Source organism: Streptomyces sp. NPDC059002, assembly GCF_042740435.1.
Classification (GTDB): domain Bacteria; phylum Actinomycetota; class Actinomycetes; order Streptomycetales; family Streptomycetaceae; genus Streptomyces.
This window is the reverse complement of the sequence record NZ_JBHYJI010000045.1, coordinates 14613-34160: the sequence shown is the minus strand read 5'-3', so window position 1 is coordinate 34160 and position 19548 is coordinate 14613. Positions and strand designations below refer to the sequence as shown.

General features: G+C 71.6%; 14 protein-coding genes, 2 tRNA genes, 1 pseudogene and 1 riboswitch. Of the genes and pseudogenes, 13 read left to right on the top strand and 4 right to left on the bottom strand.

All coding sequences use genetic code 11. The features are described from left to right. Positions 1-160 precede the first annotated feature (160 nt). The 13 genes and pseudogenes from ACFWZ2_RS31175 to ACFWZ2_RS31115 all read left to right on the top strand — a co-directional run bounded on the left by ACFWZ2_RS31175 (position 161) and on the right by ACFWZ2_RS31115 (position 13795). Positions 161-1611, top strand: a pseudogene (locus tag ACFWZ2_RS31175) (amino acid permease). 76 nt (positions 1612-1687) lie between these two features. Next, positions 1688-1760, top strand: a tRNA-Lys gene (locus ACFWZ2_RS31170). A gap of 117 nt (positions 1761-1877) precedes the next feature. Then, a complete protein-coding gene (locus ACFWZ2_RS31165) occupies positions 1878-2717 on the top strand; it encodes an SAM-dependent methyltransferase (protein WP_384551337.1) in 840 nt (279 codons plus the stop codon). 225 nt (positions 2718-2942) lie between these two features. Further along, positions 2943-4481, top strand: coding sequence for an MFS transporter (locus tag ACFWZ2_RS31160; RefSeq protein ID WP_384551335.1), 1539 nt, complete (start codon positions 2943-2945; stop codon positions 4479-4481). Between the two features lie 116 nt (positions 4482-4597). Further along, complete coding sequence (locus ACFWZ2_RS31155) at positions 4598-5485, top strand: glycosyltransferase family 2 protein (protein ID WP_384551333.1); 888 nt, start codon at positions 4598-4600, stop codon at positions 5483-5485. Positions 5486-5641: 156 nt separating this feature from the next. Further along, positions 5642-6874, top strand: coding sequence for an alginate lyase family protein (locus tag ACFWZ2_RS31150; RefSeq protein WP_384551332.1), 1233 nt, complete (start codon positions 5642-5644; stop codon positions 6872-6874). Positions 6875-6942: 68 nt separating this feature from the next. Beyond that, a tRNA-Met gene (locus ACFWZ2_RS31145) sits at positions 6943-7016 on the top strand. A 204-nt stretch (positions 7017-7220) separates the two neighbouring features. Next, positions 7221-7580: a hypothetical protein gene (locus ACFWZ2_RS31140; RefSeq protein ID WP_384551330.1), complete on the top strand. Its 360-nt coding sequence runs from the start codon at positions 7221-7223 to the stop codon at positions 7578-7580. A 64-nt stretch (positions 7581-7644) separates the two neighbouring features. Next, a complete protein-coding gene (locus tag ACFWZ2_RS31135; protein ID WP_384551328.1) occupies positions 7645-8703 on the top strand; it encodes a PLP-dependent cysteine synthase family protein in 1059 nt (352 codons plus the stop codon). Beyond that, positions 8700-9935, top strand: coding sequence for an MFS transporter (locus tag ACFWZ2_RS31130; RefSeq protein ID WP_384551326.1), 1236 nt, complete (start codon positions 8700-8702; stop codon positions 9933-9935). The genes ACFWZ2_RS31135 and ACFWZ2_RS31130 overlap by 4 nt, the downstream gene beginning before the upstream one ends. Before the next feature lie 131 nt (positions 9936-10066). Further along, positions 10067-11245 carry a PP2C family protein-serine/threonine phosphatase gene (locus ACFWZ2_RS31125; RefSeq protein ID WP_384551324.1) on the top strand — a complete coding sequence of 393 codons (1179 nt, stop codon included), beginning with the start codon at positions 10067-10069 and terminating at the stop codon, positions 11243-11245. 221 nt (positions 11246-11466) lie between these two features. Further along, positions 11467-11614, top strand: a riboswitch (cyclic di-AMP (ydaO/yuaA leader). Between the two features lie 11 nt (positions 11615-11625). Continuing rightward, on the top strand, positions 11626-12711 hold the full coding sequence (locus ACFWZ2_RS31120) for a M23 family metallopeptidase (RefSeq protein WP_384551322.1): 1086 nt from the start codon (positions 11626-11628) through the stop codon (positions 12709-12711). Positions 12712-12850: 139 nt separating this feature from the next. Next, positions 12851-13795 carry an aldo/keto reductase gene (locus ACFWZ2_RS31115; RefSeq protein WP_384551320.1) on the top strand — a complete coding sequence of 315 codons (945 nt, stop codon included), beginning with the start codon at positions 12851-12853 and terminating at the stop codon, positions 13793-13795. Between the two features lie 23 nt (positions 13796-13818). On the opposite strand, the gene ACFWZ2_RS31110 is transcribed toward ACFWZ2_RS31115, so the two are convergent. From ACFWZ2_RS31110 to ACFWZ2_RS31095, 4 genes are all read right to left on the bottom strand, one after another. Then, entirely contained in the window at positions 13819-15183 is a 1365-nt protein-coding gene (locus tag ACFWZ2_RS31110; RefSeq protein WP_384551319.1) for a PrsW family glutamic-type intramembrane protease, read from the bottom strand. A 43-nt stretch (positions 15184-15226) separates the two neighbouring features. Then, on the bottom strand, positions 15227-16066 hold the full coding sequence (gene trmB, locus ACFWZ2_RS31105; RefSeq protein WP_384551317.1) for a tRNA (guanosine(46)-N7)-methyltransferase TrmB: 840 nt from the start codon (positions 16064-16066) through the stop codon (positions 15227-15229). A gap of 134 nt (positions 16067-16200) precedes the next feature. Beyond that, complete coding sequence (lhgO, locus tag ACFWZ2_RS31100) at positions 16201-17418, bottom strand: L-2-hydroxyglutarate oxidase (protein WP_384551316.1); 1218 nt, start codon at positions 17416-17418, stop codon at positions 16201-16203. A 190-nt stretch (positions 17419-17608) separates the two neighbouring features. Beyond that, positions 17609-19045 carry an MFS transporter gene (locus ACFWZ2_RS31095; RefSeq protein ID WP_384551314.1) on the bottom strand — a complete coding sequence of 479 codons (1437 nt, stop codon included), beginning with the start codon at positions 19043-19045 and terminating at the stop codon, positions 17609-17611. Positions 19046-19548 lie beyond the last annotated feature (503 nt).

The window sequence follows — 19548 nt, the reverse complement described above, 5'->3', positions numbered from 1 at the left end:
CCATGGCGCATGCCGTGCCCCCGGCGAGGGAATCGCTGGGGGCATGACAAGTGACCCGAGTGAACGGAAGCAGCCACCACCGACCACGACCCCGCCCGCGCCCGGCTCCGACGAGGAGCGGCTCGCGCAGCTCGGCTACACCCAGGTGCTCGCCCGCCGGATGTCGGCGTTCTCCAACTACGCGGTCTCGTTCACGATCATCTCGGTCCTCTCCGGGTGCCTGACCATGTACCTGTTCGGGATGAACACCGGCGGTCCCGCCCTGATCACCTGGGGTGGGTCGGGGTCGGACTGATGACGCTGTTCGTCGGCCTCGCGATGGCGGAGATCTGCTCCGCGTATCCGACGTCCGCGGGGCTCTACTTCTGGGCGCACCGGCTCGCGCCCGCGCGCACGGCGGCCGCGTGGGCGTGGTTCACGGGGTGGTTCAACGTGCTCGGGCAGGTCGCGGTGACCGCGGGAATCGACTTCGGCGCGGCGTCGTTCCTGGGCGCGTACCTCAACCTCCAGTTCGACTTCGCGGTCACCGAGGAGCGCACGATCCTGCTCTTCGCCGCGATCCTCGTGCTGCACGGACTGCTCAACACCTTCGGCGTACGCATCGTCGGGCTGCTCAACAGCGTCAGCGTGTGGTGGCACGTGCTCGGCGTCGCGGTCATCGTCGGCGCGCTCGCCTTCTCGCCCGACTCGCACCAGTCGGCGTCCTTCGTCTTCACCGAGTTCGTGAACAACACCGGGTGGGGCAGCGGCCTGTACGTCGTACTCATCGGCCTCCTCATGGCGCAGTACACCTTCACCGGCTACGACGCCTCCGCGCACATGACGGAGGAGACCCACGACGCCTCGACCGCGGGACCGAAGGGCATCGTCCGGTCCATCTGGACCTCCTGGATCGCGGGCTTCGTGCTGCTGCTCGGCTTCACCTTCGCCATCCAGTCGTACGACGGCGCCCGCGAATCGGCGACCGGCGCGCCGCCCGCGCAGATCCTCCTCGACGCCCTCGGCGCGACGGCGGGCAAGCTGCTCCTGCTCGTCGTGATCGGCGCGCAGCTCTTCTGCGGCATGGCGTCCGTGACCGCCAACTCCCGCATGATCTACGCCTTTTCGCGGGACGGGGCGCTGCCGTTCTCGCACATCTGGCATGCGGTGAGCCCGCGCACGAGGACCCCGGTCGCCGCCGTCTGGCTCGCCGCGCTCGGTGCGCTGGTGCTCGGCCTGCCGTATCTGATCAACGTCACGGCGTATGCGGCGGTGACCTCGATCGCCGTCATCGGGCTCTACATCGCGTACGTCATCCCGACCCTGCTGCGGCTGCGCAAGGGGGACGCCTTCGAACGCGGGCCCTGGCACCTGGGCCGCTGGTCCCGCCCGGTCGGTGTCGTCGCGGTCGCCTGGGTCGGCGTGATCACCGTCCTGTTCATGCTGCCGCAGGTCTCGCCGGTCACCTGGGAGACGTTCAACTACGCCCCGATCGCGGTGCTCGTCGTCCTCGGCTTCGCGGCGACCTGGTGGCTGATCTCGGCCAGGCACTGGTTCCTCGACCCGGCGCACGAGCGCACCCTGGCCCGCGAGGCGGCCCGCGCCGGACTGCCGGAACCCCGCGATCCGTAGCCCTTGGCGGCCCTCGACGGCGATACCCGATCGGACGGCGGAGTCCCTCCCGCTATGCTCGGGGGTGCACCGACGAGGACCGTTAGCTCAATTGGCAGAGCAGTGGACTTTTAATCCATTGGTTGTGGGTTCGAGTCCCACACGGTCTACCGAGCGAACCAGCCCCCTGACCTGCGGAGGAATCCGCGGGGACGGGGGCCGGTGCGTTCCCGCCGAAACGTGGTCGCGGGCGTTTGTGCCGGTCGGGTTCTGCCGAGGAATGCCTCATGGCTGACGACAATGCGGCCCGTGCCACCGATGTGGCACGCGCCTACTACAACACCGATGACGTCGACGGTTTCTACGCCCATGCCTGGGGCGGCGAGGACATCCATGTCGGGGTGTACGCGGACCCGGACGAAGCGATCGACGTGGCGTCCGGACGTACGGTCGAGCGGCTGGCCGCCAAGGTGGCCGACGTGCTCGGCGGCGGCAAGGTCCTCGACATGGGGTCCGGCTATGGAGGCGCGGCCCGCAGGCTGGCCGGAGGGTTCGACTGCCGGGTCACGGCCCTCAACATCAGCGAGGTGCAGAACCGCAGGCACCGCGAACTGAACGCCCGGTGCGGGCTCGACGGCCGTATCGACGTGGTGACCGGGTCCTTCCACGACATTCCCGCGCCCGACGGGACGTTCGACGTCGTCTGGTCGCAGGAGGCCCTGTGCCACAGCGGCGACCGGCCAAGGGCGCTGCGGGAGGCGCGACGCGTCCTGCGGCCCGGCGGGCGCCTCGTCTTCACCGACATCATGGCCGCCGACGACGCGGCGGAGAGCGACGTCCGCGCGCTCGCGGAGCGGCTGACCAACGAGGACTTCGCCACGCCGGGCTTCTACATCGAGCAGTTGCGGCTGCTCGGCCTCTCCGACGTGGTCTTCGAGGATCTCAGCGCACACATGCTGACCCACTACGAACGCCTCGTCGAGGAGGTCAGGACGCCGTCACCGGGACTCGTGGGCGCCGTCAGCGCGGAGTATCTGAAGGGCCTGGGGGAGAACCTGCCGCAGGTGGCGGACGCCTGCCGCGCGGGCCATCTCACCTGGGGGATCTTCCACGGCCGTCGCGGGTGAGGTGACGTCGGGTCACGGCGGCGAACTTGAGGAGCCGGGGCGGTAGTTGACGCCGTCCCGGCAGCTGTCCCGATAGCTGTCCCAGCAGCCGTCGACGGACCAGTGGGTCTCGATATGCGTATGACGTTCGCCTGTTGCGCACACCGTGCGCTGTGCGTACAGTGTTCGCAACGAGAGCACCCCGTACGCAGCGGGTGCGCCGCCCACGTCTTGAGGGGTCCCACGATGGAAGAGCGCCGTCATCCGCGCCGTTGGCTCATCCTGATCGTGCTCTGCCTGAGCACGCTGGTCCTGGTCATCGACAACATGGTCCTGACCGTCTCGGTCCCGCCGATCGCCGAGGACCTGAAGGCGGACGCCCAGGACATCCAGTGGATCATCGACTCGTACATCCTGGTCTTCGCCGGGCTGCTGCTCACCGCGGGCAGCCTCTCCGACCGGTTCGGGCGGCGGCGCGTGATGATCGTCGGGCTGACGATCTTCGGGGCCGCCTCACTGCTCGCCACCGTCGCCCAGAATCCCGAACAGCTCATCGCGGGACGGGTGTTGATGGGGGTGGGCGGCGCGCTGATCATGCCGAGCACCCTGTCGATCCTCATCACCGTCTTCGACGACGGGGAGCGACGCAAGGCGATCGGCGCCTGGAGCGCGGTGGCCGCGGTCGGCCTGGTCGGCGGGCCCGTGCTCGGCGGTGTCCTGATCGCGCACTTCTGGTGGGGCTCGGTCTTCCTGATGAACGTGCCGATCGCGCTCGTCGCCATCGTCGCCGCGCTCGTCCTGATGCCCGAGTCCAAGGGGCCCGCCCGCAAGGCCGACCCGCTCGGCATGGTCCTCTCGGTGGTCGGCATGACCGCACTGGTCTGGACGATCATCGAGTCCGCCGAGGCCGGTCTCGGTCAGCTGAGCACGCAGCTCTCGCTCGGTGTCGCCCTCGTCGCCCTGGCCGCCTTCGTCGTCTGGGAGCTCCGCACCGCATCGCCGATGGTCCCGCTCGGCCTCTTCCGCAACCGCGTCTTCAGCGGCGCCAGCTTCTCCCTGGTCCTGCTGACCTTCGCCAACGGCGGCCTGATGCTCGTCCTCACCCAGTACCTGCAGTTCGTGCTCGGCTACTCGCCCTCCAAGACCGGCATCGCCTTCGCCCCGATGGCCGTCGCCACACTGGTCTTCAACGGCATCGGCGCCACGCTCGGCAACAAGATCGGCAACCGTGCCATGACCGCGACGGGCCTGACCGTCATCGCCGCCGGGTTCGGCGCGCTCGCCTCGCTCCCCTCGGACGCCGGGTTCGGGATGGTCTCCGCGGCCATGGTCCTGATCGGCATCGGCGGCGGCCTTGCGATGCCCGCGGCCACCGCGGCCCTGATGAGCGCGGTCCCCGCCGAGCACGCCGGGGTCGGCTCCGCGCTCAACGACACCGTCCAGCAGGCCGGCGCGGCGCTCGGCGTCGCCGTGCTCGGCACGGTCCTCTCCAGCACCTACACCGGCTCGATGCCCGACTCGGCGCCCGCCGCGGCCGGCCACTCCGTCTCCGACGCGCTCGCCCTCGCCGCCTCCACCGGCGACGGCGCGCTCGCCACGGCGGCCCGTGAGGCCTTCACCGACGCGATGTCCGCGGCCTTCTGGGCGGGCGCCGCGGGCGTGCTCGCCGCCGCCGTCCTGGCCATCGTCCTCATCCGGGACCGCAAGGCCCCCGAGTCCTCCGAGTCCTCCGCGCAGCAGCAGCCCGAAGCCGCCCACAGCGGCGAGCTGACCACGGCGGCCTGACCCTCCGCGGTCCCTCCCGTACGACACCACGGCGCCCCGCCCGGCTTTGGCCCGGCGGGGCGCCGTGGTGTTGACTGGCCCGCTTCCCCGCGAACCCGGCCTCAGGGAGTGACACCGTGCCGCAGCCGCCGCGTCTGGGCGTCGTCGTCATCACGATGGGCAACCGCCCCAGAGAGCTGGACGCGCTGCTCGCGTCCGTCGCGATGCAGGACGTGCCCCCGGACCGGGTCGTCGTCGTGGGCAACGGCTCGCCGCTGCCCGAACTGCCCGCCCTGCCCGGCAAGTCGACGGTCATCGAGCTCGACGAGAACCTCGGCTGCCCCGGCGGGCGCAACGTGGCGATCGACCGGCTCATGGAGTACGGCGACGTGGACGTCGTCATCGAGCTGGACGACGACGGACTGCTCGTCGACGCAGACGTCTTCCGCACGGTGCGGGACCTGTTCGCCGCCGATCCGCGCCTGGGCATCGTGGGCTTCCGCATCGCCGACGAGACGGGTGAGACGCAGCGCCGCCACATCCCCCGGCTGCGCGCCACCGACCCGATGCGCAGGGGTCTGGTCACCGCGTTCCTCGGCGGCGGACACGCCTTCTCCGTGAACATGCTTGCCCGGACCGGGACTTGGCCTGCCCAGTTCTTCTTCGGACACGAGGAGACCGACCTGGCCTGGCGGGCCGTCGACGACGGCTGGAAGATCCTCTACGAACCCGCCCTGCTCCTCCAGCACCCCAAGACCTCCCCGGCCCGGCACGCCGTCTACTACCGCAACACCGCCCGCAACCGCGTCTGGCTGGCCCGCCGCCGCCTCCCGCTCCCGCTGATCCCGGTCCACCTGGGCGTCTGGACCCTCCTCACCCTCGTCCGCACCCGCTCCCTGCCCGGCCTGCGGGCCTGGGCGGGCGGCTTCGCCGAAGGGATCAGAACGCCCTGCGGCGAGCGCAGGCCGATGCGCTGGCGGACGGTGTGGCGGCTGGCGCGGCTCGGGCGGCCGCCGGTGATCTGACCTGCGTACGCCGGCGGTGAGCCGCCGCCCGTGATCTGACGGGCGTACGCCGCCGGGACCCGCGTCGCCCGAACGGAGCAGCCCTGCCGTGCGCGCGGCAGGAGGCCGGGCCACGCTGGACTGCCGGGCCAGTGGGGCCCGACCCGGAGGTGCAGCATGGCGGAAGGCGTACGCGGCAAGGGGCGGCGTTCGCTCGCCCTCCTCCTCACGGTCCTCCTCGTCGGCCTCGCCGCGGCCTGCGGCGGTGGCGGCGGCTCGGGCGGTCCGGACACCCGTACCGCCGCGGCCCGTCCCCATGACCTGCCCTTCGAGCACCCCGGCGTACTCGTCAGCAAGCAGCAGCTCGACCGGGTCAGGGCGCATGTCGAGGCCCGGGAGGAGCCCTGGCTGTCGGCGTTCGAGCAGATGCGGGACAGCAAGTACGCGGCGGACGACTATCAGGCGACGCCGTACGCCGTCGTGGAGTGCCCGCCCGACACCCGGCCGGGACAGGGCTGCGTCGAGGAGCGTGAGGACGCCCTGGCCGCGTACACCCAGGCGTTGCTCTGGAACATCACCAAGGACCGTGCGCACGCCGAGAAGGCCGTGGAGATCATGGACGCCTGGTCGAAGGTGATCACCGGGCACACGGAGGCCAACGCCGGGCTGCAGACCGCCTGGGCCGCGTCGTCCTGGGCACGTGCCGCCGAGGCCGTGCGCTATACGTACGACGGCTGGAGCGACGGGCAGCTGCTGCGCTTCGAGCGGATGCTGCGCAATGCCTATCTGCCTCAAGTGCGCGACGGGTCCGCCGACTTCAACGGGAACTGGGATCTCGTGATGGCCGACGCCACCATGGGCATGGCCGTCTTCCTGAACGACCACGCCACCTTCGAGAAGGCCGTGCACCACTTCCGGACGCGGGTGCCCGCGTACTTCTATCTGGAGTCGGACGGAAAGCTGCCGGTCTCCCCGGAGGGCAGTGGCATCGACACCGCCGCCGAGCTGAAGAAGTACTGGTTCGGGCAGGACACCTTCGCCGACGGGCTGTCCCAGGAGACCTGCCGCAACTTCAAGCACGCCAGCTACTCGCTCGCCGCCACCTCGCACATGGCGGAGACCGCCCACCACCAGGGCGTCGACCTGTACGGGGAGGCGAAGGACCGGCTGCGGGCCGCCTTCGAGTTCCACTCCAAGTACCAGCTGGGCGCGAAGGCGCCGGACTGGCTGTGCGGCGGCACGGTGCAGCGCGACATGGGGCCCGACACGGAGGTCGGCCTCAACCATCTGAAGGGGCGGCTCGGGATGGCGATGCCGCAGACCGAGAAGTACACGGAGCAGCGGCGGCCCGAGGGCACGGACGATCTCTTCGTGGCCTGGGAGACCCTCACGCACGCGGAAAACGCGTAGGCCGGACCCGCAGCAAACCCAAGTGGTTCGACGCACCCCTCCGGATGGCGTACTGTTGGGTTCACCGACGCGGGGTGGAGCAGCTCGGTAGCTCGCTGGGCTCATAACCCAGAGGTCGCAGGTTCAAATCCTGTCCCCGCTACTGAAGGCCGAAGGCCCGGAACCATGGAAATGGTTCCGGGCCTTCGGTGTTTTCAGTGCCCTTGGTGCCCTTGGTGCCCTTGGTGCCCTTGGTGCCCTTGGTGTTCTTGGTGTTCTTGGTGTTTTCGGGCGGATTTCTTTTGGCGCATTGCGGCTTTGCGCTGACACGTGTGCCGTGAGTAGTTTCATGCTCACTATGGGTCGCGTGGAAGCGGTGAGGCGGAGGCCGGGGCGAGGATTCGTCCTCGCGCTGCTGTTCGCCGTGTGCGCGCTCTTCCTCGGCGTCTGCCACGGCCATCTGAACGCCACCCCCGCGAGCGCCTCCGTCAGCGCCGTCGGCCAGCACGAGTGCCCGGGGACCGGGCACGGCGAGCACGCCGAGGCCGACCAGCAGGTCGCCGCGCAGCCCGCGGACCGCGCGGTGCCGCAAGGCGTGGGGGCGGGCCGCGTCGAGGCCGCGCCGGCCTCCGCGGGCGGCGGAAGGTTTCTGTGCGCGCCGACCAGGGCCGGGCCGCCGGTCGCGGGACATCACCTGCTCATCGCCATCGGGATCGACAGGAACTGAGGGCACACGGAGCCCGACCACTCCGTCAGTGCCCTCATTCGTGTACCCGAAGGACTTCACCTACATGATCAGCAACTTGCAGCCCGCGGCGGCCGCCGTGGGGAACACGCCCGTGCTCTGGATCGACGAGCCGTCGGACGACGGCGGCCGGGGCTTCTGGGCCAAGCTCGAAGGCTTCAACTTCGGCGGCATCAAGGACCGTGCCGCCCTCTACATGGTCGAACGGGCGCGGGCACGCGGTGAGTTGAGGCCCGGCGCGCCCATCGTCGAGTCGACGTCCGGCACGCTGGGGCTCGGTCTCGCGCTCGCCGGGGTGCAGTACGGCCACCCCGTGCACATCGTGACCGACCCCGGTCTGGAACCCATCGTGGAGCGCATGCTGACGGCCCACGGCGCGCGCATCCATCTCGTACGCGAACCGAGCGGCGAGGGCGGCTGGCAGCAGGCGCGGGTCGACCGGGTCGCCGAGCTGATGAGCGGGCGCGAACTGGGGGCCTCCGCATGGTGCCCGAACCAGTACCACAACCCGGACAACCCGGCCGCGTACAGCGGTCTCGCGAACGAACTCGTCGGACAGCTCGGCCAGTTCGACGTCCTGGTGTGCGCGGTGGGCACCGGCGGGCACTCGGCGGGCATCGCCCGTGCGCTGCGCGGCTCGGCGCTGCCCGGGCTCGAACTGGTCGGCGTGGACAGCGTCGCGTCGACCATCTTCGGCCTGACCGCGGGACCGCGCCTGATGCGCGGCCTCGGCTCCTCGATCCACCCCGGCAACGTCGACCACGACGCCTTCGACGAGGTGCACTGGGTCGGGCCCGCGGAGGCGGTGCGGTGCGCGCGGCGGCTCGCCGAGCGGCAGTTCGCCACCGGCGGCTGGAGCGTGGGCGCCGTGGCGCTCGTGGCCGGCTGGCTGGCCAGGACCCGGCCGCGCGGCACCCGTGTCGCCGCGGTCTTCCCCGACGGCCCGCAGCGCTACTTCGACACGGTCTTCAGCGACGAGTACTGCGCGGCGCAGGGCCTCATCGACGGTGCCGTGCCGGACAAGCCGCGCGAGGTGACGGGGCCCGAGCAGGGCATCACCGAGTGGTCCCGGTGGGCGTGCAGCGCCAAGGGTGCGGTGCTGTGACGGGGATCTGGCGCCGGGCGAGGGCCTTCGACCCCGCGGTGCAGCTGCTCTTCGTCAACCAGTTCACCATCAACCTCGGCTTCTACATGCTGATGCCGTACCTGGCGGCGCACCTCTCGGGCCAACTGGGGCTCGCCGCCTGGGCGGTGGGCCTGGTGCTCGGGGTCAGGAACCTGTCCCAGCAGGGCATGTTCCTGGTGGGCGGCGCGCTCGCCGACCGGCTGGGGTTCAAGCCGATGATCGTCGCGGGCTGTGCGCTGCGTACCGTCGGCTTCGGCGCGCTCGCCTTCGCCGACACCCTTCCCGTGCTGATCGCCGCCTCGGTGGCGACGGGGCTCGCGGGGGCGCTGTTCAACCCGGCGGTACGGGCGTACGTCGCAGCGGAGGCCGGGCCGCCCGAGCGCCGCGTGGAGGCGTTCGCGCTGTTCAACGTCTTCTACCAGACGGGCATCCTGCTCGGACCGCTCGTCGGACTCGCCCTGACCGGCTTCGACTTCCGGCTCACCTGCGCGGTGGCCGCCGTGCTGTTCGCGGGACTCTCGGTGGTGCAGGTGCTCCGGCTGCCCGCACGACGGGGAGGCGCGGCCGCGCAGGAGAGCGGGCAGTGGCGCGTGGTGCTCGGCAACCGGTCGTTCTGGCTCTTCTCGCTCGCCATGACCGGGTCGTACGTCCTGTCCTTCCAGGTCTATCTCGCGCTGCCGCTGTCCGTGGAGCGGCTGCTCGGCGAGGGCACCGCGGGCACCGTCGCGACCAGCTCGCTCTTCGTGGTGTCCGGACTCGTCGCGCTCCTCGGGCAGCTGCGCATCACCGACTGGTGCCGGCGCACCTGGAGCCGTGAGCAGTGCCTGGTCGCCGGGCTCGGGCTGATGGGCGCGGCGTTCCTGCCGCCCGCGCTCGGCGGCTCCGGGTACGTCGGGGTCGCCGGTCTGCTGCTGTGCGCGGCGGCGCTCGCCGCGGCGACCGCGGTGCTCTACCCCTTCGAGATGGACACCGTCGTCTCGCTCGCGGGGGACCGCTGGGTGGCCACGCACTACGGCCTCTACAACACCGTCTGCGGCATCGGCATCACCGCGGGGAACCTCGGCATGGGCGCCCTGCTCGACGCCACCCGCGAGCTGCCCGCGCTGCCCTGGGCGGTCCTCGCGGCGGTCGGCGTGTGCTGCGCCGCGGCGCTGCGCGGACTTGCCAGATCGGGGCGGCTCGCACCGGTGCCGGCCGCGACCGTGAGCTGATCCGCCGCGGCCGGGTGCGGGCCCCGGGTTAACCCGGTCGGCCCACACCAGGTCGCACCCGCACCGCGCTGCGGGAAGCCTGAGTGCAGCGCAGCGCGGTGTTGGGCGCGGAGTCGGCAGGAGAGCGAGCGGTGGGGCAGCGAGGAGGACGCGAGGACGGCCGTGGGGGGAAACGGGGCGAACGGGTCGACGACAACGGCACCACCGCGCACGAATGGGCCTTCGTCAGGGCGCTGCCCTTCCTGCTCCTGATCGCCGGGGTGGTGTACGACGCGTCGACGCCGCCCGAGTTCACCGCGGCCCCCCTGTTCACCGCCGCCCCGCTGATCGCGGCCCCCTTCTACTCGCTGCTCAACACCGTCCTGACCGGCGCCGCCGCCTCGGTCGCCGTCCTCGTCCTGCACTACGGCAACGCGTTCGACAGCCATGTCGAGGCCATCACCGAGCTGATCACCGTCATGACGGTCGCCGCCCTCGCGATCGTCATCAACCGCGTCGTGCGCCGCGGCAACGCCCGGCTCGCCACCGCGCGCTCCATCGCCGAGGCCACCCAGCGCGCCGTCCTGCCCGAACCCGATCCGCGCATCGGCGGGCTCGACATCGCGGCGCGGTACGAGGCCGCGCAGGCCGACGCGTTCATCGGCGGGGATCTGTACGCGGTGCAGGACACCCCGCACGGCGTACGGCTCATCGTCGGCGACGTACGCGGCAAGGGCATGGGCGCGGTGGCCGCCGTCGCCGTGGTCATCGGGTCCTTCCGGGAGGCCGCCGAGCAGGAGGCCACGCTGGAGGCGGTGGCGCAGCGCCTGGAGCGGGCGCTCGCCCGCGAGGGCACCCGGCGCGACGGGCTCGACGCGTTCGAGGGGTTCACCACCGCCGTCCTCGCGGAGATCCCGTACGGCGAGGGCGCCGTACGGCTCATCAACCGCGGGCACCCGGCGCCGCTGCTGCTGCGCGGGGACGGCCGCCTGTGGGTGCTCTCCGCGAGCGAGCCCGCGCTGCCGCTCGGCATGGGCGATCTGGGGGCCTGGCCGGACCGGGCGGACGAGACGGAGTTCCCGCCAGGGGCGACGCTGCTCTTCTACACGGACGGCCTGTCGGAGGCGCGCGATGTGGCGGGGGTCTTCTACGATCCCGCGGACCGGCTCGGCGGCCGGATCTTCCCGGGCAAGGACGGTCCGCACGCGCTGCTCGCCACGCTCGTGCAGGAGGTGCGGCGGCATACGGGGGGCGGGGCGACGGACGACATGGCGCTGCTCGCGGTGCGGCGGCCCGTCGTGCGGGAGCGGGATGTCACCGACGGTGAGTGAGGAACACCCCTCCGCATAGAAACTGACGTCCTGTCAAGGGAATGTGAAGCTCCGGTGTGCATGAATCCGGGGTCAACTCGCCCCGTTCCGAACCCGCGTGTCCCGTTAAGTACGGGCCAAGAGCGTTAACGATCAGTCGGAACGGCTTGGATTCCACCCCCGCCGTCTATTAACGTTCGATAACGCAGCGCGGTCGTCCCAGCCGTCACTAGAGGCGGCTCCGTGCGCACGCGCCTAATCCCGCAAGGGAGCCGGGGAACCACCAACTTGGGGTGAATCGGGCCTCTGCGCATCCGTGCCAGATGTCCGTAGGAGACCTTCCTGCTCCGAACCCGTCAGCTAACCCGGTAGGCGAGAAGGAAGGAAAGGAGTGCGCCCCAGTGGCGTCCAACCGGCCTGCCCCCCAAGCTCCGTACATACCGAATGACGACGACTTCGGTGGCTACGACCAGGAGACCTGGGAGGAGTGGAACCCCACCGAGGAGTCCATCCGTCCCGTCCGCGGCAGGCACCGTGTGCACAAGAAGAGCGGCGGCGGACTCGCCCGCAGCTCCACCGTCCTCGGCGTCGGCGTCATAGCCGCCGTCGGCGCGGGCGGCATCGCCACCGCGCAGGGCGGCAAGCCGCCGGTCTCCATATCCATGCCCGACCTGCCGGGCGTCGGCGCCGTCGCCGACTCGCTGCCGGAGGCCAAGTCCCTGCCGGGCGTGGGCTCCTTGATGTCCGACGACTCCGCGGACTCCGCCGACACGGACATCCGCACCGCCGCCGCGCCGCTCACCGCCGCCGGTGTCACCACCGCCGACGCCGAGCAGGGCACCACCGACGCGGGCGAGGCCCTGCGCAGCCGCATCATGCAGCAGGCCGAGAACCAGCAGCACCAGGCCGACGAGGCGGTACGCACCGCGGCCGAGGAGGCCGCGGGCAAGAAGGCCGCCGAAGAGGCCGCCGCCCAGCAGAAGGCCGCGGAGAAGGAGGCGGAGGCCAAGGCCGCCGCCAAGAAGAAGAAGGAAGAAGCGGCCAGGAAGGCCAAGGCCGAGGCCGAGCGCCTCGCGAAGCTCGCCAAGAGCTACGCCATCCCCACCTCCTCGTACACCCTGACCTCGCACTTCGGCGACGCGGGCGCCATGTGGTCCTCCGGGCACCACACCGGCCTCGACTTCGCCGCCCCGACGGGCACGCCGCTCAAGGCCGTGCACACCGGCACCGTCAAGGAGGCCGGCTGGGCGGGCGCGTACGGCTACCGCACCGTCCTGGAGCTCGAGGACGGCACGGAGATCTGGTACTGCCACCAGTCCTCGCTCAATGTCAGCGCGGGCCAGAAGGTCACCACCGGCGACGTCATCGGACGCGTCGGCGCGACCGGCAACGTCACGGGACCGCACCTCCACATGGAGGTCCACACGCCCGACGGCACCGGGATCGACCCGCTGGGCTGGCTGCAGAGCAAGGGCCTGAATCCCTGAGCCCGTTGAGCTCCTGAACCCCTGAGCCCGTTGAGCTCCTGAACCCCGGCGGTCCTGGCGACAACCCCCCGACGTCAGGGCTGCCGGTCCGGTGCTCCCTACACGGAATTCCGTTTCCGGCAGGCGCGTTGAGCACCACATGACTTCTCTTCGCACACTTGGCTCATCCGACCTCGAGGTCTTCCCGCTCTCCCTGGGCGGCAACGTCTTCGGCTGGACCGCGGACCGGGCCGCGTCCTTCGACGTCCTGGACGCCTACGCCGCCGCGGGCGGCAACTTCATCGACACCGCGGACGCCTACACGTTCTTTGTGGACGGCAACAAGGGCGGCGAGTCCGAGACCCTCATCGGCGAGTGGATCGCCGAGCGCGGCAACCGCTCCGACCTCGTCATCGCCACCAAGGTCGGCGCCCTCCCCGAGTACAAGGGCCTGTCCGCCGCCACCATCAAGGGCGCGGCCGACGCGTCCCTCCAGCGCCTCGGCACCGACTACATCGACCTCTACTACACGCACTACGACGACCCCTCGGTCCCCGTGGAAGAGTTCATCGGCGCCCTCGACGAGCTGGTGCGGGCGGGCAAGGTGCGTGCCATCGCCGCCTCCAACATCTCCCCCGAGCGGCTCCAGGAGGCCCTCGACTTCTCCGACCGCGAGGGCCTCGCGCGCTACGTCGCGCTGCAGCCGCACTACAACCTCGTCTCCCGCGACACCTACGAAGGCTCCCTCCAGCAGGTCGCGTCGCGCTCCGGCATCGCGGCCGTCCCGTACTTCGGGCTCGCGGCCGGCTTCCTCACCGGCAAGTACCGCCCGGGTACCCCCGTCGAGAGCGCGCGCAGCTCGCGGGCCGAGGAGTACGTGGGGACCGAGCGGGGCGACCGCGTCCTCGCCGCCCTCGACGAGATCGCCCAGGCGCACGACGCGCAGGTCGCCACCGTGGCGCTGGCCTGGCTCGCGGCACAGCCCACCGTGGCCGCGCCGATCGCCTCCGCGCGCACGGTCGAGCAGCTTCCCGCGCTCCTCGCGGTGGCGGACCTGGAACTGACGCCCGCCGAGATCTCGACGCTGAACGCGGCTTCGGCCTAGCGCTGCTTGGTGGTGCCCGGCGTTCAGGAGCGGTAGGGGTTGTACGCCGGGTTGTGTGCCGGGTAGCCGTACGCCGGGTGGGGCTGCGGCTGCCCGTACGGGACGTGGCCGTACGGGACGAAGCCGTACCCGGGATGTCCGTATCCGGCGTACGGCATCGGGGGCATGACCGGCGCCGTGGCCCGCGCGGCGTACGCGAGCGCGGGCCTGGACGGCTCGCGCCGCTCCCACAGCTCGTCGAGCAACTCCCGCTCGCGTACGACGAAGTCGGCCCCGGCCCGGCCGCTGCGGCCCCGGTGCCGCAGCAGCGCCAGTGACGTCGCGTACGCCTCGTACTCCCCGACCGCGCGGGCCGCGGCCTTCCCCCAGGTGTACGAGGCGTAGTCGCGGGCCAGCGCGCGGGCGCGCATCGAGCCGAGGGCGTACGGCTCCGGCGCGGTGAGCCAGCCCGCCCCCACATACACGGGCAGCTCGGCGCGGATCGTGCGCAGCTCGCGCTGCCGCGTCCAGATCGCCAGCCAGGTCAGCAGGCCGAACGACGGCAGCATGAAGACCGCGTACACGGTGAAGAAGCCGTACTGCCCGAAGACCGCCGAGCCGTTCCACAGCGCGTGCATGCCCATCGCGAGCAGCAGCCCGGCCAGCGGGAGCAGCACGCGGCGCAGCTGCTGACGGTCGGAGCTGAGCGCCGCGATGCCGAAGCCGATGCCGGTGAGGACCGTGAACAGCGGGTGCGCGAAGGGCGACATGACGACGCGTACGAAGAAGGTCGCGGCGGTCACCGATGCGAGGCCGCTCTCGCGGCTGAGCTGGTCGGTGACGAAGGCGTTGCCCAGATAGAGGATGTTCTCGGTGAACGCGAAGCCCGTCGCGGTCACCCCGGCGATGACGACGCCGTCGACGATCCCGGTGAAGTCCCGTCTGCGGAAGAGAAAGACGAGCAGCACGGCCGCCGCCTTCGCGCTCTCCTCGACGATCGGGGCGATCACGGTCGCGCCGAGGGTGTCCGCGCTGCTGGGGTCGGCGGTCGTCGTGGCTATCCAGCGGATCGCGAAGCTGTTCGCGACGATCGCGATGAGCGCGGCCGCACAGGCCCCCCAGGAGAAGGAGAAGAGGAGGTTCCGCCAGGGGCCCGGTGCCACTCGGTCCAGCCAGCGGAACGCGCCGACGAGCAGGGGCACGGGCACGACCGCGAGGCCCAGCCCCACGAGGAAGCCCTCCGTGCCGGTCTGCTCCCTGACCAGGGCGAGGATGACGAGGCCCGAGAGCGCGAGCAGCGTGACGAGCGCGGCCACGCGTATCGCGCGCCGCTGCCACCAGTGCGCACGGCGGAGCTCTCCCGGAGCGGGCGCCCCGGGAGGTATCGGATATGGAGGACTGGTGGCCACATCGTTGACCCTAACGAGGGATGCGGGTGGCCGCGACGGTGCCTCAGGCCTCCGGGGCGGACGGGCCGCTTCCGGTTGTCCCGCCCGTGGTCCTGCGGAACAGCAGGTCGTGGACGACGTGGCCCTTGTCGAGCCCCTGGCCCTCGAAGCGGGTGAGGGGCCGGAAGCCGGGGCGCGGGGCGTACCCGCCGTCGGCCTGGGTGTTCTCGAAGTCGGGGTGCGCGGTCAGCACCTCCAGCATCTGCTCCGCGTACGGCTCCCAGTCCGTCGCGCAGTGCAGGATCGCGCCGGGCTTGAGGGACGGCGCGGCCAGCGTCAGGAACTCCGGCTGGATCAGGCGGCGCTTGTTGTGGCGGGCCTTGGGCCAGGGGTCGGGGAAGTAGACGCGCAGGCCGTCGAGGGACGCGGGCGGCAGCATCTCGCGGAGCAGGATGATCGCGTCGCCGTTGGCCACGCGCACATTGGTCAGGCCGTTCCGCTCGGCGAGCCCGAGGAGGTTGCCCTGTCCCGGGGTGTGCACGTCGACCGCGAGGATTCCGGTGTCCGGGTCGGCCCCGGCCATCTGGGCCGTGGCCTCGCCCATGCCGAACCCGATCTCCAGGACGACGGGCTTCTCCGACGGCTTCCCGTCGTCCCCCGCGAACAGCTCCGCGAGATCCAGCGTGCGCAGCCCGTCGATGTCCAGCCCCCACTTCGGCCAGAGCCGCCGCAGCGCATCCCCCTGGCTGGTGGTCACCCGGCTCCGCCGGGGCTGAAAACTACGGATCCGCCGCTCATGATGCGACCCCGCGGGATCGGGCGACGGCCCCCCGGGAAACCGAGGCACGGCCTGCGGCCGGCCGGTCGACTGGGGAGCTTGGGGGGCGTTGGATGAGTCAGACACAGTGCGGCAATTTTACGGGGTACGAGCGATGGACGGCCCCGTACGGGCCCCGTAAGGGGCGCGGGGCTGTGACATGTGCGGCTCCGCCGCGCGGGCGCGACAAGCCCTCACGAACCCGCAGGGAGCACGCAACCTCACTCAACCACCCGCAGCGCCCCAAGCGCCCGGCGGGCAACCTCCCTGCCAATGGGGAGGGACGCCGTAGCCGCCGGGGACGGCGCGTTCAGCACATGAATGGCCCGCGCCCCCTCCCGTATCAAGAAGTCGTCCACCAGCGTCCCGTCCCGCAGAACGGCCTGCGCCCGCACCCCCGCGGGAGCGGCGACCAGATCCTCGGAACGCACCGCGGGCAGCAGCCTCCGCACCGCATCGGAGAACGCGGACTTGGAGAGGGATCGCCGCAGCTCACCCGCCCCGTACCGCCAGTGGCGCCGGGCTATGTGCCAGGAGCCGGGCCACGCGAGGGTCCCGGCGAGCTCGCGGGGACGCACGACCGGCCATGCGTACCCCTCGCGGGCGAGCGCGGGCACCGCGTTCGGCCCCACGTGGACGCCGCCGTCGATGCCCCGGGTGAGGTGCACGCCGAGGAAGGGGAAGGCCGGGTCGGGCACGGGATAGACGAGGCCGCGCACGAGTTCGGGCCTTGCCAGCTCGAAGTACTCACCGCGGAAGGGCACGATCCGCATCTCCGGGTCGTCCCCGGTGCGCCGCGCGATCTCGTCGCAGTGCAGCCCCGCGCAGTTCACCAGGACCTTGGCCCGCAGGACACCGCCGTCGGCCGTACGCACGGCGACGCCGAGGTCGGCGCGGCGGTCGATGTGGACGACCTCGCCGCCCGACCCGTAGCGAATCTCGGCCCCGGAGGCGTCGGCGAGGCGTTCCGCCACCGCGCCGTAGTCACAGATGCCGGTCGTGCCGACGTGGATGGCGGCGAGGCCGCGGACCTCCGGTTCGTACTCGCTGATCTGGGCGGGGCCCAGCTCGCGCACCGGAATGCCGTTCTCCCTGCCGCGCTGGACGAGGGCGTGCAGCCGGGGGAGCTCCGCGCGCTCCGTGGCGACGATCAGCTTGCCCGTGACCTCGTGCGCGATGCCGTACTCCGCGCAGAACTTGATCATCTCGGCGGCGCCACGGACCGCGTACCGCGCCTTGAGCGAGCCGGGGCGGTAGTAGATCCCGCTGTGGATCACCCCGCTGTTGCGCCCCGTCTGGTGCCGGGCCGGGGCCTGCTCCTTCTCCAGGACGGTCACGCGGGTGCCGGGGGCGGTGCGCGTGAGGGCATACGCCGTCGACAGGCCGACGATCCCGCCGCCGATCACCAGCACATCGCAGTCGTACGCGACCTTGTTCACCGCGCCTCACCTCCCACCACAGATATTGCCCTGCGCCACTGACAACGCCCTCAAACCTGGGACGTCGGATCCTCCCCGGCCGCTCCGCGCGGGTTAACCCGGGTCCACCCGCCCGTTCACGTGCGGACCCGTGCCTCCGCCGGGCGGATGGCGACGGTCCGCCGCCTGCCGGGAGGGCGGCCCGCGGCCCCTAGGCCGGGGCCATCAGCAACGGCCGTGCCCGCTCGCGCAGTTCGACCACGCGCGGCTCGTCCCCGTACGGCTCCAGGCGGTGCAGCAGGTCCCGCACGTACTCCGTGGTCCGCGCGGAGGAGATCCGCCCCGCGACCTCGAGCGCACGCGTCCCCTGCTCGCAGGCCGCGTCGAGGTTCCCGGACTCCAGCTCGGCGACCGCCGACACCACGAGCCGTAACCCGTGGGAGCGCACGAACTCCTCCGTGGGCCGGGACAGCGCCTGCTCCGTGAAGCGGCGGACCTGACGGGGTGCCTTCAGGTCGCGGTAGCACTCGGCGGCGTCGGCGGCGAAGCGGTCGTAGGAGTAGAAGCCGAGCCAGGACGGGTCGTTGTCCCCGTCGCGGGCCCGCTCCAGCCAGCCCTCGGCGGCCCGCAGCGCGGCCCCTGCGGCCTGTGCGTCATTGGCACGCGCGTGTGCCCGTGCCTCGACGAGACGGAAGAAGCTCATGGTCCGCGCAGTGGCCAGGCCGCGGTTGCGTTCCAGGGCGGCCTGCGCGAGGTCGACCCCTTCGTCGCCGAAGCCGCGGTAGGTCGCCTGGAGGGACATGGACGCCAGGACGTATCCCCCAAGGGGTACGTCCGCCGCCGCGCGCGCGAGCCGCAGCGCCTGGATGTAGTAGCGCTGGGCCGCTTCCTGCTGGCCGGTGTCGAACGCCATCCAGCCGGCCAGGCGCGTCAGTTCGGCGGACGCTCCGAAGAGGGCACGTCCGACCTCGTCCGAGTACGAGCCGAGCAGCAGGGGCGCGGCCTCGACCCGCAGACACTCGGGGACCATCGACGAACGCCAGTCGCCGCCGCCGTACTTGGAGTCCCAGCGCCGCGCGTCCTCGGCGGCCTCCCGCAGCTTCAGTACGTCGCTGTGCCCGACCTTCATGGGCGCGCCGCTGTCATCGGCGGGGACGGGGTCCCTGGAGACGTCGCGGGCGACCGAGCTGTCGGCCGGCGTTATCAGCCAGCGTGACGCGGGCGTCGCGTACGCGCTCACCGCGAAGGATCCGGCGAGGGACTGCCAGATGCCGCCGGTGCCCGCGCGGCGGCCCGCCAGGTCGAGGCGGTAGAGCTCGGTCGCCGACTTCACCGCGGCTCCCACGTCGCGCGGGAAGGCGAGGCCGACTTCGGGGGCGGGGTCCGCGTCCGCGAGGCCGATCTCGTGCAGCGGCACCGGGCGGCCGAGTTTCTGCCCGATGGCGGCCGCGATCAGGTGGGGCGCGGCGCCTTGGGGCACCATGCCCTTGGACACCCAGCGGGCCACGGATGTCTTGTCGTAACGAAGCGTCAACCCGCGTTGAGCGCCAAGGTCGTTGACCCTGCGCGCGAGTCCCGCATTGCTGATTCCCGCGAGGGCGAGAACGGTGCCGAGCTTTTCGTTCGGCCCGCGTTGCTCCCTGGACATGCGCCACCCCTCGACACAGACGGCTGCCGGGCAGTGGCTGGACCGCGCGGCATTCGTGCTGCGTTCCCCCGGTGGCAGCGGCACCCGCGGCCACGCGCACCGCGGCGTGAGCCCCGGTCGTCGTGGCCGGAATCCCGGCCGCAAGAGCGTTTGGCCGATCCTCCAGGTATATGCCTCCGCGAAAACATCAGCACACACAGCGTAGTTCGCCGCATCCCAAGCGTTAAGAGGCCCAGTTCCGTATGGCGAGATTGTTGTCCGTACGGAAGTGCGGCGTCGTCACTGCGTGCTCCCGGTGTGTGGCCGTGCGCCCGTGCGTGCGCTCTTCTCCGGCCATGGCGGGAGCGCTTCCATTGACGGTGCGTGGGTCGGCCCGCTGCGCTGGAGTCAGTGGGCTGGGGGACACCGCCGCCTCCATCCCCGCGGGCGGCGGACCGGTCCGGGAGGCGAACACCGCCTCCCGGACTGTGCGTTGCCTTCGAACGGTTCCGCGGTGGGCTCAT